This window comes from Pigmentibacter sp. JX0631 (assembly GCF_029873255.1).
Classification (GTDB): Bacteria; Bdellovibrionota_B; Oligoflexia; order Silvanigrellales; family Silvanigrellaceae; genus Silvanigrella.
In genome coordinates, this window is the sequence record NZ_CP123622.1 from 1,776,679 (window position 1) to 1,791,626 (window position 14,948).

Annotated in this window: 16 protein-coding genes; 15 read left to right on the forward strand and 1 reads right to left on the reverse strand. The window is 29.3% G+C overall.

The genetic code is table 11. The annotated features are described in order from the left end of the window. The first annotated feature begins 57 nt into the window (after positions 1-57). The 14 genes from QEJ31_RS07770 to QEJ31_RS07835 all read left to right on the forward strand — a co-directional run bounded on the left by QEJ31_RS07770 (position 58) and on the right by QEJ31_RS07835 (position 11,816). Positions 58-2,211 (forward strand): ATP-binding protein, encoded by a 2,154-nt coding sequence (locus tag QEJ31_RS07770; RefSeq protein WP_280593216.1) that lies wholly within the window; start codon positions 58-60, stop codon positions 2,209-2,211. Positions 2,212-2,222: 11 nt separating this feature from the next. Beyond that, a complete protein-coding gene (locus QEJ31_RS07775) occupies positions 2,223-3,647 on the forward strand; it encodes a sigma-54 dependent transcriptional regulator (RefSeq protein ID WP_280593217.1) in 1,425 nt (474 codons plus the stop codon). Beyond that, positions 3,631-4,800 (forward strand): lysylphosphatidylglycerol synthase transmembrane domain-containing protein, encoded by a 1,170-nt coding sequence (locus tag QEJ31_RS07780; protein WP_280593218.1) that lies wholly within the window; start codon positions 3,631-3,633, stop codon positions 4,798-4,800. The genes QEJ31_RS07775 and QEJ31_RS07780 overlap by 17 nt, the downstream gene beginning before the upstream one ends. Positions 4,801-4,992: 192 nt before the next feature. Continuing rightward, complete coding sequence (locus tag QEJ31_RS07785; protein WP_280593219.1) at positions 4,993-5,397, forward strand: hypothetical protein; 405 nt, start codon at positions 4,993-4,995, stop codon at positions 5,395-5,397. Between the two features lie 110 nt (positions 5,398-5,507). After that, complete coding sequence (locus QEJ31_RS07790) at positions 5,508-5,957, forward strand: hypothetical protein (protein WP_280593220.1); 450 nt, start codon at positions 5,508-5,510, stop codon at positions 5,955-5,957. Between the two features lies 1 nt (position 5,958). Continuing rightward, the gene (locus QEJ31_RS07795; protein ID WP_280593221.1) at positions 5,959-6,348 is read left to right on the forward strand and encodes a hypothetical protein; all 390 of its coding nucleotides are present in this window, start codon (positions 5,959-5,961) and stop codon (positions 6,346-6,348) included. A 133-nt stretch (positions 6,349-6,481) separates the two neighbouring features. Continuing rightward, positions 6,482-6,946 (forward strand): twin-arginine translocase TatA/TatE family subunit, encoded by a 465-nt coding sequence (locus tag QEJ31_RS07800; RefSeq protein WP_280593222.1) that lies wholly within the window; start codon positions 6,482-6,484, stop codon positions 6,944-6,946. Between the two features lie 268 nt (positions 6,947-7,214). Next, on the forward strand, positions 7,215-7,511 hold the full coding sequence (locus tag QEJ31_RS07805) for a hypothetical protein (protein ID WP_158998853.1): 297 nt from the start codon (positions 7,215-7,217) through the stop codon (positions 7,509-7,511). Positions 7,512-7,534: 23 nt separating this feature from the next. Then, positions 7,535-7,864, forward strand: a complete 330-nt coding sequence (locus QEJ31_RS07810; RefSeq protein WP_280593223.1) for a hypothetical protein — start codon at positions 7,535-7,537, stop codon at positions 7,862-7,864. 81 nt (positions 7,865-7,945) lie between these two features. Continuing rightward, entirely contained in the window at positions 7,946-8,890 is a 945-nt protein-coding gene (locus QEJ31_RS07815) for a DnaJ C-terminal domain-containing protein (RefSeq protein ID WP_280593224.1), read from the forward strand. 78 nt (positions 8,891-8,968) lie between these two features. After that, the gene (locus QEJ31_RS07820; protein WP_280593225.1) at positions 8,969-9,271 is read left to right on the forward strand and encodes a hypothetical protein; all 303 of its coding nucleotides are present in this window, start codon (positions 8,969-8,971) and stop codon (positions 9,269-9,271) included. Between the two features lie 5 nt (positions 9,272-9,276). Further along, positions 9,277-10,977: a hypothetical protein gene (locus QEJ31_RS07825; RefSeq protein ID WP_280593226.1), complete on the forward strand. Its 1,701-nt coding sequence runs from the start codon at positions 9,277-9,279 to the stop codon at positions 10,975-10,977. An 82-nt stretch (positions 10,978-11,059) separates the two neighbouring features. Next, positions 11,060-11,443 (forward strand): response regulator, encoded by a 384-nt coding sequence (locus QEJ31_RS07830; protein WP_280593227.1) that lies wholly within the window; start codon positions 11,060-11,062, stop codon positions 11,441-11,443. Positions 11,444-11,492: 49 nt separating this feature from the next. Then, on the forward strand, positions 11,493-11,816 hold the full coding sequence (locus tag QEJ31_RS07835) for a multidrug efflux SMR transporter (RefSeq protein WP_280593228.1): 324 nt from the start codon (positions 11,493-11,495) through the stop codon (positions 11,814-11,816). 10 nt (positions 11,817-11,826) lie between these two features. Here QEJ31_RS07835 and QEJ31_RS07840 read toward each other — a convergent pair whose 3' ends face one another. After that, entirely contained in the window at positions 11,827-13,590 is a 1,764-nt protein-coding gene (locus tag QEJ31_RS07840; protein ID WP_280593229.1) for an acyl-CoA dehydrogenase family protein, read from the reverse strand. A gap of 213 nt (positions 13,591-13,803) precedes the next feature. Between QEJ31_RS07840 and QEJ31_RS07845 the strand changes: the two genes are divergently transcribed. After that, positions 13,804-14,946 (forward strand): acyl-CoA dehydrogenase family protein, encoded by a 1,143-nt coding sequence (locus tag QEJ31_RS07845; protein WP_280593230.1) that lies wholly within the window; start codon positions 13,804-13,806, stop codon positions 14,944-14,946. Positions 14,947-14,948 lie beyond the last annotated feature (2 nt).

Below are 14,948 nucleotides of genomic sequence, written 5' to 3' on the forward strand. Positions count from 1 at the left end.
AAATAAAATAAAATTTCAAAGGTTTTTAATAGCTGTCATAAAATGAGGCATATATTTATGAAAGTACGTTCTAGACTGTACATTTTGCTAGTATGGATTATTTTCGCAGTATTTATTGTTATTTCTGGCACATGGATTGAAACACATATTGTTAAAGATGGTGCTTTTTTTGGAAACAAATTTTTTGGAAGTTCATTTTTTTTGTTTTTTTCAGCTGTAAATATTAACGTTATTTTGCTGTTACTCTTTGTATTTTTAACTTTTAGAAGCGGTGTTAAGTTAATTGTCGATAATTCACATGGGGCATTTGGAAGTAAATTAAATACTAAATTAGTAACTGCATTTTTATTTTTTGCTTTGCTACCAACTGTGGTTTTACTATATGTATCAACAAAATTTGTTAATACGAATTTTGAAAAACTATTACCTTCAAACTTTGTTGAAGCTACAGAAGAAACATTGAATAGTGAAGCGACTTATCAAAATCAAATATTATCATTATTTTCTTCACAAAATCCAACTAAAGACAACTTAACAACTTTTGATTTTGTGCGTGAGTTAAAAAAGGAAAAGTATCTTTATCTATCTGAAAAAGACCAAAAAAATTCAAACAAGATTGAAAATATAATAGAAGAAAAAAAATATGACATTGGGGCTAAAGCAAGCTGGTTTGAATTTGATAAGGAAAGAATGATATTAATTAAAGCAAATTCTACATACATATTTGGGATTATTTCTCCTAAAATGTTGCATCCTCAATGGTTATTACTTAAATCTGAATATCCTGAGTCGCATAGTGCTGCAAAAATTTTGAAATTATCATACTATGTTATGCTTGGCGTAATTACTTTACTTATTATTTTTTCTGCGACTTGGTTAGGATTTACAATTGCAAGAGAAATAACAGTTCCTATGCAAATATTATCAAAAGCTACAGAAAGTCTTGCACATGGAAATTATTCAGTAAAAATTGATGATATAGTCTCTGATGATGAAATGGGAAAATTAGCTTTAAGTTTTCGTTCGATGGTTTCTGATTTAAAAATTGAAAAAGAAAGAGCTGATATATTTTCAGCAGAGTTAAAAAGAAAAGCAGATGAATTATTAATAAAGTCTGAATATAATGAAATATTATTGCGAAATATTAATGCTGCTGTTATTGCATTAGATGAAGAATTAAATATTGAAACTTGGAATAATAGAGCTGAAAATTTATTTAATTTTAAAGAATATGAAGTTTTAGGAAAAAAGATTTACGATATTGTTAATATCAATTTTTATGAAAAAGCTCTTTTAAATCCTTTGTCAGAACTATCTAATGCAGCTCATAAAAGGATTGCAATTGAATGGGCGGGAAAAATATTTGAAGTTGAATATCAGCTGCAAATTCTTTTAAGTGGATTAGTTTCATCAAGAGGGAAAATCTTTAAAATAATATTTATTAATGACATAACAGAATTAGCTAAAGTGCAAAGAATGGTGGCTTGGCGTGATGTTGCACGAAGAGTGGCTCACGAAATAAAAAATCCTTTAACACCTATTAAACTAGGAGCTCAAAGAATTGAAAAAAGGTTTTCACAACATTTTAAAGGAGATGAAAAAGATATATTTCAAGAAACAGTCAAGATTATTCTTCAAAGTTCAGAAAGTATCAGAATACTAGTAGATGAATTTATCAAGTTTTCTCGAATGCCGCATTCATATCTCGAAGAAGGTAACATCGTTGAAACAGTTTACATGGCTATGCGAGGATTTGTCGGCAATCAAGAAAATGTACCAATGGTATTTGAAGCGAATATAAATTCAAACCATATTTTGTTAAGAAATGAAGAAAGAATAGCTAATTTACCAATAATTCACAGTAAATTTGATCGTGATCAAATAGTTAGATTGTTCGTTAATTTAATTTCAAATGCAGTAACTGTATCATCAGAAGAAAAATCTCCTGTTGTTATCTCTATTACGAGCAAACCTCATCAAACTTTTGTCAAAATTCAAGTGAAGGACAATGGAGCTGGTTTATCCAATGAAGTACTATCAAAACTATTTGAACCATACTTCAGTACAAAAAAAACAGGTACTGGATTGGGTCTTGTAATAGCAAAACAAATTGTTGATGAACATAATGGCAAAATATATGTTGAAGAAAACCTACCAAAAGGTACAGTGTTTACCGTTGAAATCCCAAAACAAGGGAGTCAATTTGAATAAGGATAATCATTTTGAATACTAGTCAAATTTCAGGAAAAATACTTGTTATAGATGATGAAAAAGACATTTGTTCCACTTTGTCAGGTATTTTGAGTGATGAGGGATATAAAGTAATTAGTGCAAATACTGCAGAAAATGGGTTAAAACTTGCCAAAAGAGAGCTCCCTGATGTCTGTTTTCTTGATGTTTGGCTCCCTGATTCTGAAGGTACAGAAACTTTAGAGAAACTGAGAAATATAAATCCAGATTTATATATAATAATGATGAGTGGGCATGCGAATATTGAAACCGCTGTGAAATGTACACGTCTTGGCGCTACTGACTTCATTGAAAAGCCTTTAAGCCTTGAAAAGGTTCTTCTAAATGTACAAAATATCTTGCATTTAAAAGACTTAAAATTTGAAAATCAAAATCTAAAAAACAGAGTAGAAAGAAAGTATACTCTTTTAGGAACATCACAAGCTTTAAAAGATATAATATCAACTGTAGAAATGGTTGCTAATCGTAACACTACTATTTTAATTACTGGTGAAAATGGAACTGGAAAAGAAAATGTAGCCAGGTTAATTCATCAAAAATCAGCAAGGTCAGCAAAGCCTTTTATTGCAATAAATTGTGCTGCAATTCCAGATGAATTGATTGAAAGTGAATTATTTGGGCATGAAAAGGGAGCATTCACAGGCGCGCATACTGCAAAAAGAGGAAAGTTTGAGCTTGCGCATAATGGAACATTATTTTTAGATGAAATAGGTGACATGAGTTTAAAAACTCAAAGTAAACTTCTTCGAGCACTTCAAGAACAAAAAATTGAAAGAGTTGGCTCGGATGAAACAATCACTGTTGATACTAGAATTATTGCCGCAACCAATAAAAATTTAGAAGAAGAAATAAAAAAAGGAAATTTTCGAGAAGATTTATATTATCGAATAAATGTTATTCCAATAATATTGCCACCATTAAGACAAAGAAAAGAAGATATTGAATTAATTTCTTCACATTATTTATCTCTATTTTCTGCTGAAAATAGTATTAAAAATAAGAAACTTTCACCTGGTGCGGTTCAAATATTAAAATCCTATTCTTGGCCTGGAAATGTCCGTGAATTGAAAAATATAATGGAAAGACTTTCTATTATGGTTTCAGCTGATATCATTGAGCCGCAGCATTTACCTTATCCAATTAGTAATATAAAATATGAAAAAAATGAAGAGTTTGAAAATCTGTTTTTATCAAGCGATTATAAAGAAGCAAGAGCAAAATTCGAAAAAATATATATTCAAAGGAAATTAGAAGAATTTGACGGAAATGTTTCAAGAACAGCTGATGCAATGGGTATGGAAAGAAGTCATTTATATAGAAAAATGAAGCAATTAGAACTTATAAATGAGAGCGAAAAAAATACTGAGGAGGAAAAATTGAATGAAAACTGCAATTAAAGTAATCACTCTTTTTTTTATATCAGTATTAGCGATATATTTTTTATACAATAATAATATATTAGATCTAAATTCATTAAAGAATGCTTTTTATGAGCATAAAAAATTAATTTTATTAATTGCTATTCTACAAGTTATAAATTGTTTTTTAATGACTGCACGTTACTTCAGTATTTTAAAGATATTTAAAGTAAAGACGGATTTTCATAACGTAACAGCTGCTACTTTTGTAAGTAACGGTTTAGGACAATGGTTGCCTGGTTCAATGGCTTTTATTGAAGTTATTAGAATAGGATTAATGTTGGGAGCTGATAAGTATAATTTTTTAAATAAGAAAGAAAAAAAATTAGAAGGTGATAAAGAAATTAATTCGAATTCTTTTTTAGTAGAGAAGAATTTAAATGAACTTTCATTAAAGTCTAAACTTTTAGCAATTTCAATAATGGATAGAATTATTGGTATTCTTGTTATGTTAGGTTTTGGTATTATTTTTTTATTAAAAGAAATAATCTTTATGAAAAATACAATTCATTTAGAGTTAATTTTCTATTTTTCTTTTTCTATTTTTCTTTTTCTATTTTTAGTTGCCCTTCCTTTTATTTCAAGAATATTATTCATAAGGAAATTAATTACTAGAATTGAGAGAATTTTAATTACTCCTATAAAAGCTAAGTTGATAAAAAAAGTACTTAAAAAATGTTTTGAAGAGATTAATTCTCTTCTTGATGCAATCGCGCTAGGGAGTAAAAAAATTGCTTCATTTGGAGTACCAATTATTTTTAGCTGTTTTTCAGTCCTATCTTTAGTATTTTCTTTTTATTTCAGTGCCAAAGCAATTTCAGCTAATCTTCCTTTGCAAGTAATTTTTGCAGTATTACCAATGCTAAGTCTTGCTTCATTGATACCAATGGGGCTTGCTGGAATGGGTGGAATGCAAATAGTTAGTGTACTATTGTTTTCCATATTTGCTGTTTCCTCAAATACGGCCAGTTCGGCTCAGTTATTGCAGACTGCAGTCAATTTGTTGTCAATTTCTTGTGTAGGTCTCTTTTTTGCCCGTTTGAGTGCCAAACAAATTCATGCGATAATACAAGCAAAGAAAAATGCAAATTTACTCGCCAAAAGAAATATGTCTGACATAACAGACATTTAAATAGTAAAAAAATTTTATCTTTTTCAAGATTTTTGAATTATTTTGTGATATAATACTGAAGTCCTAGCTTGTTGCCCAATACTGCTGCTGAATTCTCTAACTATCGAATAATAGGTTAGTTTATTTCTAATAGCACTATCAAGCTAAGATTATGATATTAAAGACATTTATTTCTTTGAAAGGAGGTGGCAAATGCAAGGAAAAATCTATGATAATTCGTTTATCTCAACAATAGATTATCAAAAAGTTGAGGGGCTTCGAAAAGTATATGAGTGGATTCAGCTCCATACTGAGCTTTGCCATCTATATGCTAATATTAAAAGTAGTTCAGAAAAAGAAATTTTAAAGATAAAAGTAGATGAGTCTTTTCTTAAAGGAAAAGAGCTTATGGACGAAGTATTTCATGCAGAAGAAAGTCGGGATAGAAAAACTTATATACCTTTGTCTGGGATGAATCGTTTCGCTAGTAATAGTGAAGATAGTTTAACCTTATCCAGAAGAGATTTGTTAACTAATTTAGGTAAATCTGAAGTCCCAGCGTTAACTAATGTAAAAAAGGCTCCATTACCTAGTAGAACTTATTTAAAAAAGAAATAATAAAATTGAATGATCAATTATTAAAGGTTTGTGTATGGTTTTTATACAAGCCTTTTTTTTGATCATGAATTCAAATATATCTTTTAAGTCTTTTTTAGATTGGAAGATATATGATAAAAATAATTCAGTTTTCAGTACTTTTTCTTTTGTTTTTACTAATAATATTTCTTTTTTTTAAAATAAAACAAATTCCGAATTCTGTAAATAAAAAAAACCATTATTTAAGCCAAAGTATGTTAAAAAAATATAAATATGAATTGTATGTAAAAAACTCTTCCTGGAGTTTTTTGTCATCACTGGATAAGCTTCAAATTGGTGAATTTTATAATTTAATAGAATTTATAGATAACTCTGAAAAATGTTATTTAGGTATATTTTATTTAAGGAAATTTGATGATAGTGGAATTTATTTTCGCTCTGAAAAAAAAATTGGTGAATCAAAGTTACTAAAATTTTCTCAAGTTTATAATAAAACTTTGCAAACTAAAATTTTTTCAAGCAATTCAATATCTACAGAGAATTTGTTACTTTCAGATTGCACAAATTGGGTCAAATATTAAAATGAAAATCTTCTTAACTTTTATTTTAATAATTTTTGAACTTAATGTTTTATCAAAAGATAGTTTTGATAATTATATAACTTTAAAAATGGGCTCAAAATTTTGTATTTCAAACAAAAAAATATTAGAAATAAAAAATTTATCGGATGAAGTATTAAGCATTAAAAACAATATTCTAAATAATAAAATTTGTATTTATCCTGTAAAAATTGGGAATGGATATTTAGAATTACTACTCTCTGATGGAAGAAAAAGATTAAATCTTGTTATTCAAATTTTGCCAAATAAAAAAGAAAAAAATATTCCTCCTAAAAATAGAGGTGGAAATTCAAAAATAACTATATTTGATAAGAATTTAAAGAAAAAATATGTGATTGATGGATGGAAGTAATATTAATTAAATAATTAATATTACTAAACTTAATTTTATAAGCAACTTTTAAACTACATACTTGCGTTGTGCTCAAGCAATTGATACTTTTAAGAGTTCAGTATTTTGGCACATTTAACTCTGAGGTGCTTTGGTGTTTGGTTTTAGTAGTGGTGAATTGCTTCTTATAGCTTTAATTGCTTTATTATTGTTTGGTAATGATAAATTGCCAGAAAATATGAAAAAAATGATAAAAGGCTTAAATCAAGCAAAAAAAGTGGCAAAAGATGTTCAAGATTCTTGGCATGAAGTCAAAATTGATGTTCAAAGAAGCATTATGCTAGAAGAAGAATCAAATCAAATTAAGCAATTAATAAATGACTCCGCCGTTGAGGATACAAATCATATAGATATTCAAGGAAAACAAATAAATCATCTAGTTTCTCAGGAAGATCTAGATAGTCACTTCTCTAATTTTGAAAAAAATCAAGAAAATAATTTAGTAAATGCAAGCAACATTGAACTAAGCAATAATGAAGATGCTCATTTTCCTGAGCATTCTTATGTCTCAGCTAAAGAATATGCTAATTCTACTCATTTTGTTGGTCCAAGGTTATAATATTCTCCGCTCTTTTTATTATTTTCAATTCCAAAAAGTAATACGAATTCTTAGTTCAAAAAAATGACTCATAAGTACAATTATGGGCATATTTTTCCGATGCAAAAATGTTTATTTAACTTTTTTAGGAATTTTTATGCGGAGTATTCTATTTATTATTTCAGTAATTTTGATAATAGGATTAATTTTCTATTTTCTAATTTCTTTGAAAAAAAGTTATTATATGAAAAGAAAAAAATTAAGATTCTGGGTATTTAAAAGAAGAATAATGAGTATAAAAAATTTTGAAAATCTTTCTGAAATGATTTCTCGTGATATATTAGAAGCCCTTAGAGCTGGAAATCATATGCATATTCAAGCTAAAGCACTGTTGCCTTTATTACTTGATGTCAGAAAAACAGGTGAAAAATTGTTATCACAACAACATTTCTATCATATTATTTTATTTCCGTCAGGAGAAAGCCGAATAAGAAAGAAGGTAGAAAGATTGATTCAAATAGAAAAATTGTTAAAGTCCCTACCTAAACAAAGCATTTCATATGAAAATATTCATGAAAGGCTATAATTTGATAAGGATAATAATTATTTATGGAAAATGTAGTTAATTTTCCCACAAGAATGAAAAGAAAATCAGATGAAGTTTGGTATTGTCGTGAATATTGGAGTGGTGATTCTAGAGATGGCCAATTTATAAATGGAGATGGATATCACTATTTTGAAATGATTGGTGATGGTGTTGTCCAAAAAGCTTATGAATACTATGAAAATGATGAAGGCGAAGAGAAAGTAACACCCACTCCTGAACTAGTTGGAATTAATTGGTTTGAATTTTTTGGATTTGAAGACGAAGAACTCTTAGAAATTGTCAAAGAGCATGAATTTTATCATATAGAACAACTAGTTAAAAAGACTTCTTAGGAACCCTTGCCATCTAATAAATGAGCATTAGATTTCTACAAAACGAGGCTCTTTAGTTTTCGTTATAATTTGGAGAAACTAATGAAATATTATGAAATTCTTGGGGTTAGCAAGAATGCGAGCTCAGATGAAATAAAAAAAGCCTATCGAAAAATGGCTATGCAATATCACCCTGATAGAAATCCTGGAAATAAAGCTGCTGAGGACAAATTTAAAGAAATGTCTGAAGCCTATGCAGTTCTTTCTGATCCTGAAAAAAAGAAGCAATACGATATGTTAGGAGATGCTAGATTCTCTCAACAACAAGGTTCAGGTTTTCAAGAAGATATTTTTAGAAATATGGATTTCGATAGTATTTTTAGGGAAATGGGATTTTCTGGCTTTGGTGGTTTTGGTTCAAATGGAAAATTTGGAGGTTTTGGAGGATTTGGTAGAAATCAGCAGCAGAAAACCGGTGCGCGAAAAGCAAATTATCGCAATACAGAGCCAGAGGATTACTCACGCTTTGATCTTGAACACGATTTAGAAATCGGTTTTATGGATGCCTATAACGGCTCAGAAAGATATGTAAGCTTTGCTTTGAGCAATGGTGAAAATATTTCAACTAGAATTAAAGTTCCAGCTGGTATTGAAACTGGAAAAAAATTAAGAGTCAAAGGACATGGAAGAATGGCTCCCGATGGAAACAAAGGAGACTTGTATCTCAGCGTTAAAGTTATGCCACATCCCGATTTTACAAGACTAGAAAATGATATTGAAGTTGAAACAAAAACTCCATTTAGTTTGTTATGCCTAGGTGGAGTATTAGATGTTCAAACTCCTGTAGGAGTTAAACAAATTAAAATAAGACCAGGAATGCAAAACGGAATAAAGGTTAGATTGAAAGGTTTAGGATTTCCAGTTATGGGATCAGCGACTGAGCGTGGAGATTTATACGCAGTGATTTCTGTAAAAGTTCCTACTCAAGAAGAAGTAAATGATGAAAATAGAGAGCTTTTTGAAAAATTACAAAAAGCTGGTTTTTAAACACAGTTTTTGTTAGAGTTTTTTCTTAATTGATATTAATAGATATCATTATTTAAAAAATTATGAAAAGGATTTTAAATGAGCATAAAGTACGTCATAAATAGAGATTTGGATCAAGTAAAAAGCGAGCTTACAAAACTTATAGCGTCTGAAATAAAAAAAGATTATGTAAAAACTTCATGGGAAAATAATCAATTAATAATTAAAATTGAAAAAATGGGTTCTAGTGTTATTTGTATTGCACTTAAAAATGAAAATGGTAAAGTTCACATTTGTGAAGAAAGCAGGAAAATTGCTTTCACACATAAACCATTTGCTGGTGAAGTAGAAAAAATGGTAGCAGATATTCTTGGCAATAAGCTAGGAGCTCAGAGGGCTTAATTCGTTTGAGTCTTAATAAACTTAATTTTAAGTTGAATGTACTTAAATCAACTACAATAGGAATTATTGCAGTTGTAAGTGTTTCTTGCTCTACAGTAGCGATAAATAATCCCTCTAAAATTTTAAAAAATAAATTAGAAAAAATTTTAGAGTCAAATTTGTCTGAAGAAGATATAGAATTCCTTCAAGATTTTGATTCTGTTAATTTAGCATTTGCGAAAATTTCTGAAAGTAAATTTGATAGTGCAAATGAAATCGCTCAGAAAATATTATATAAACCCAATCTTTCAATTTCATTATATAAATATGCTTTCAAAGCTTATACAATTTCTAGTTTATTAAATGAATCAAAATATCCAAAAAAGGATAATATAATTAAAAATTTTGATTTTAATTCATTTCAAGATAAGCAATGTTCGCAATTGTGTGACAGTCCTGGTTGGAAAGTATTAGTTAAAAATGAAGTTATTATTTTTTCTTTAAATGGATATAATGATATTGTTTTATCAGATGATATATTTGCTTTAATAAAACAAGAAAAACCAATATTATCAATTGATCCTATTTTTTTAGGATTTAAACAAATAAATTTCCAGAATGTTTCGTTTCAAACAAGTCCAAATTTAATTTTGGGCAATGAATTACAAATTGATCTTGATGAAAAAATTGCGTTATCTTATTTCCTGCATGGTGAATTTACTAAATCGATTGAATTATTTACGAAATTACTAGCTAAAACAAGTGATATTTCTTTTAGATCTTTTTGTTACTATTGGATAGGAAGATCCTATTCAGCCTTAAGTAATTTTGCTGAGGCCAAAAAATATTACTATTTATCAGGAAATGAAAATCCATTGGGATTATATGATGCTTTATCGGGACAAATGCTAAATAATATTTCAGGTAGGGCTTCAACTATAGAATCATCTCCTTTTCTCCATAATTGGGAATTTGAGAAAAATAAGTGGATAAAATATCAATTTAATGAAAAAGATAATTCAGAGATAATTATTGGATTAAAATATGCAATATTAAGCCTTACTAAATTAAAATTAGATTATAATGTAAATGATATTGAAACAATGCAAAAGGTTTTTAAAAATGAAAAATCATTAGAAAAATTGATTTTAAACGATGAAATTAGTTGGCTTACTAAAACATGGGAAAATAAATTTAGTTTAAATTCAAGTAATGAAAATAAAAAGATTATTAGCAATAATATTACTTGGCTTAATTATGTAGTTGGAAATTATCTTCAAGCTATATTGTTAATATCAAAGATAAAAGACACCCTTGATCCATTAAGCGAACAAAACAATTTTTTGTATTTTCTTTTTTATCCTCAGTTTTATAAAGAGCAAATGCTAAAAGCAAATAATAGTTGCCATGTGGATCCTGATTTAATGTATGCAATATTCAGACAAGAAGGTTTTTTTCAAAGTGAAGTTATTTCTGATGATGTAGCTATTCAAAAAGTTTGTAATTTAAAATATATCATGGATAGATATAAAAATAATATTGTTAATACTTTAAGTGCTTATAGAGCTGGCACAGAGCTTACAGATATATGGCTAAATGAAAATGTTAAAATTAATGATGATCCTATTTTTATGGAATATATACCAGATTCAAAAATAAAAGAATTTGTCCAAGGAGTAATGAAAAACTATTATAATTTTAAATGGATTTATTATAACAGAAATTAATTTTTTGACAAATTTATGACGTTTATTTTTTAAAAATTATTTAAGTTATAATGAAATTAAATTTATTTTTTGGAAGTTCATAATGCATGTTTCTAAATTACTAATTGTTGATGATTCTAGATCTGTTCTTGCATTCATCTTGGATTTTTTTCTTGATGATGAAAATTATGAGGTTTTCACTGCTGAAAATGGAAAAGTTGCTTTAGAAGTATTTGAAGATGAAAAAGATATTGAATGCATAATTATGGACTGGGAAATGCCTGTAATGAGTGGATTGGAAACATTAGTAGAAATAAAAAAAATAAATCCCAAAATGTCTGTTATAGTTATGAGTGCAAAAAATGGTGTTTCCGATGTGCAAAAAATGCTTTCTTATGGAGCGAATGATTTCATTATTAAACCATTTACGAGAGAAATTTTTTTAGATAAAGTTAAAGCTGTTCTTGAAAAGAAGAAAAATTCTTAGTTTTTTAATCACAATAAATTAACTTAATATCTTAAATATGAAGGACTTTATGGCTTGGGTATATCTTTTTATTGCTGGAGTATTTGAAATCGTCTGGGCTTTATCTCTTAAAAATATTGATGGGTTAAACAAAGTTTCTCCAATTTTAATTACAATAGTAGGTATGGCAATAAGTTTTTTCTTTTTATCTCTTTCATTAAAATCACTTCCTGTTGGAACAGCTTATGCAATTTGGACAGGAATTGGAGCAGTCGGCGTTGCTTTGTTTGGTATTTTATTTTATTCAGAACCAATAAATTTTAGTAGAGTATTTTGTTTATTATTAATAGTTATAGGTATTCTTGGATTGAAACTATCTTCGCCTACTCACTAAATTAATAGTTTTATTTAAAATTATCTAATGAAAATGGATATTTTTCTTTTTGGATAATATGTTTTGCAATATTTCTAATACTATCATCATGGTTTGCTTTTAAATTATAAACACTTTGATTTATTCTTGCTTTTGCGTCTCGAATAATTAATTTTGCCATAGATAGTTCAACATCATTTTTTTCAGGTCCACCATGCTTTTCTAGTACAGAATTAATTCGACTAAGAACTGCTGATATTACATAAGTATCAATAGCGATATCAGCTAGACGAGCTAATTGAAGTTGTTCATCAATAAGTTTGTGCCCATAATTGCGGATAAGTTTTGAAGCTGAAGTTGCTAATGCATGAGTTGCCGAAGATAATCGTTCGCATTCTTTTTCAAGAGCTGGATGAAAGCCTTCTAGTTTTTCTGCCATTACACTCTTTTTTACTTCGCTAAAAGCAAATTCGGAAATAAACCCAATTTTTTCAATAGCAGAATTTAAAAAATCAAGATTCTTTGGACTCTGTAAAGATTGCAATTCTTTTCCTAATCTTTGATATTGATTTGCTGTTTCTTTTAATCCGGTCATTGCAATAAATAATCTTAAAATTTCATTTGTTCCTTCAAAGATAAGGCCAATTCTTCCATCTCGTAATTTTCTTTCAATTCCATATTCAACCATATAACCATTACCGCCATGAATTTGCATTGCAGTATTGATAGTCTTCCAGCCAACTTCAGTGACAAAAACTTTACAAATAGCAGCTTCTATACTGTAATCTGTATCACCAGCATCAACCAAACTTGTTGCAAAATAAGTAGTAGCTTCAGAAGCGTATATATGCATCGTCATTTCAGTAAGCATTTGTTGGATAAGACCGAAATCAGAAATTGAATGACCAAATGCTTTTCTATTTTTTGTATAAGTAATGCAATCATCCATTAACGATTTCATGGCTCCAAGAGCGCCGCCTGCTAAACCCATTCTTCCTTGATTTAAAATTCCCATAGCAATTTTAAATCCATCACCAGGTTTTCCTAAAATATTTTCTGCCGGTACTTTTACATCTTTAAAAAATACTTCAACTGTTGATGACGCTTTAATTCCAAGTTTTAATTCTTCTGAACCATGACTAACACCACCCATATCTCTTGTTACTATAAAAGCTGTTATTTTATCTTCACCATTAATTTCTTCTTTCGCAAATACCGTAAAAAAGTCTGCAAAGCCGCCATTAGTGATCCATAATTTTGAACCATTAATAATATAATGATCTCCATTTTTTACTGCTCTTGTTTTTATTCCAGCAGCATCTGAACCAGCTGTTGGTTCAGTTAATGCAAAAGATGCTATCATTTCTCCAGAAGCGAGTTTTGGCATGTATTTGGCTTTTTGCTTTTCGTTACCATAAAGATAAAGACCTTTTAATCCAATTGAACTGTGAGCTCCAGCTGTCAAAGTAACAGATGAATCATGTCTATTTAATAATTCTAAAGTTCTTGTATATAACGTTTGAGTTAATTCGCTACCACCAAATGCTTCAGGAATAATTAATCCAAATAAGCCCATTTCCTTCATGCCTTTGATTATTTCTGGAGGCAATTTTTTTTCTTGATCAAATTTTAAACTATCAACATTTTGTTTCATCCAATCGTTTATTGAACTTGCCATTAAAGTGTAATCGTTTTCTCGATGGGTATTAAAAAATGGATAGTGATGTAATGATTTTTCAGGTATATGTCCATTAAATATATTTTTCATAAAACTAAATTTAGAATTTTCTGACACAAATCCTCCTTATAGCAGATATTTTTCAATCTGAGTTTCCTTTTGAATTTAAATTATCTGATTCAATAAGTTTGAGCAAATACCAAAATTCATTTCTTGCCGTTTACGCCAAATTTGTTTGTATTTCTTTTTATCCATTGCAGCTTTTTCATTTTACACATAATTTGAAGGAAGAGAATGTGAACTTTTTGTTAATTTATATGGAGATTGATTATGGCTATGTTTGAGCTAAATGAGACACACAAGCAATTGTTTGATATGGCTAAAGATTTTTCAAATAAAGAGGTATGGCCAAAAGCAAAAGAATTAGATGAAACGGCTAAATTTCCTATTGAATTACTAAAAAAAGCACATGAATTAGGATTATTAAATGCTTTTGTGCCAGAAGAAGTGGGGGGATTAGGTTTAGGAACTTTTGAACATTGCTTAATTTCTGAAGCTCTTGCAATGGGATGCGCGGGTTTTTGTACTGCTGCATTAGCAAATGATCTTGCAGCTGTTCCTGTAATTCTATCCGAAAATAAAACTGTTTGGAAAGATTTATTAGCTCCTATGGTCGAAGAATGTCTCATGGCTTCTTATTGCGTGACGGAGCCTGGGGCAGGAAGTGATGTAGCAGGAATTAAAACAACAGCAAAAAAAGTAAAAGATAAATATGTTATAAATGGTTCAAAAATGTGGATTACTAATGCAAATTATGCAAACTGGTTTTTTGTGTTGGCAAAAACAGATCCCTCTGCAGGACATAAAGGAATGACTGGTTTTGCAGTTCCGGCGAAGACTCCAGGTATTACAATTGGGAGAAAAGAAGACAACATGGGTCAGCGTTGTAGTGATACTCGTGGTGTTACTTTTGATAATGTAGAAGTCCCAGAAGCTTATTTATTAGGTAAAGAGGGTGATGGTTTTAAATTAGCTATGGGCGCATTTGATAGAACTAGGCCAGCTGTGGCAGCGGAATGTGTTGGATTGTCACAAAGAGCAATGCAATGCGCAATAGATTACGCTAAACAAAGGACAGCTTTCGGGAAATCTATTGCTGACTATCAAGGTGTTAGTTTTTTGATTGCTGAAATGGCTAGAGATATAGAGGCTTCTCGTTTGCTTGTTTGGAAAGCTGCTTGTGAAGTGGATGAAGGGCGAAAAAATACTTATTTTGCTTCCATAGCAAAAATGTTTGCCGCAGATGCCTGCATGAAAATAACCACAGATGCCGTTCAGGTCTTTGGTGGATACGGCTATAATAAGGAATATCCTGTGGAAATGTTAATGCGGGACGCAAAAATTTTCCAAATTTATGAAGGAACATCCCAAATTCAAAGGATGATTGTAGGCAGAATGCTTCTGGGGCATTAATC

Excerpts from the sequence above, each read along its gene's own strand:
- QEJ31_RS07770 (WP_280593216.1), top strand. The coding sequence starts at position 58 with ATGAAAGTACGTTCTAGACTGTACATTTTGCTAGTATGGATTATTTTC.
- QEJ31_RS07780 (WP_280593218.1), top strand. The coding sequence starts at position 3,631 with ATGAAAACTGCAATTAAAGTAATCACTCTTTTTTTTATATCAGTATTA.
- QEJ31_RS07785 (WP_280593219.1), top strand. The coding sequence starts at position 4,993 with ATGCAAGGAAAAATCTATGATAATTCGTTTATCTCAACAATAGATTAT.
- QEJ31_RS07790 (WP_280593220.1), top strand. The coding sequence starts at position 5,508 with ATGATAAAAATAATTCAGTTTTCAGTACTTTTTCTTTTGTTTTTACTA.
- QEJ31_RS07795 (WP_280593221.1), top strand. The coding sequence starts at position 5,959 with ATGAAAATCTTCTTAACTTTTATTTTAATAATTTTTGAACTTAATGTT.
- QEJ31_RS07805 (WP_158998853.1), top strand. The coding sequence starts at position 7,215 with ATGAGTATAAAAAATTTTGAAAATCTTTCTGAAATGATTTCTCGTGAT.
- QEJ31_RS07810 (WP_280593223.1), top strand. The coding sequence starts at position 7,535 with ATGGAAAATGTAGTTAATTTTCCCACAAGAATGAAAAGAAAATCAGAT.
- QEJ31_RS07815 (WP_280593224.1), top strand. The coding sequence starts at position 7,946 with ATGAAATATTATGAAATTCTTGGGGTTAGCAAGAATGCGAGCTCAGAT.
- QEJ31_RS07820 (WP_280593225.1), top strand. The coding sequence starts at position 8,969 with ATGAGCATAAAGTACGTCATAAATAGAGATTTGGATCAAGTAAAAAGC.
- QEJ31_RS07830 (WP_280593227.1), top strand. The coding sequence starts at position 11,060 with ATGCATGTTTCTAAATTACTAATTGTTGATGATTCTAGATCTGTTCTT.
- QEJ31_RS07835 (WP_280593228.1), top strand. The coding sequence starts at position 11,493 with ATGGCTTGGGTATATCTTTTTATTGCTGGAGTATTTGAAATCGTCTGG.
- QEJ31_RS07845 (WP_280593230.1), top strand. The coding sequence starts at position 13,804 with ATGGCTATGTTTGAGCTAAATGAGACACACAAGCAATTGTTTGATATG.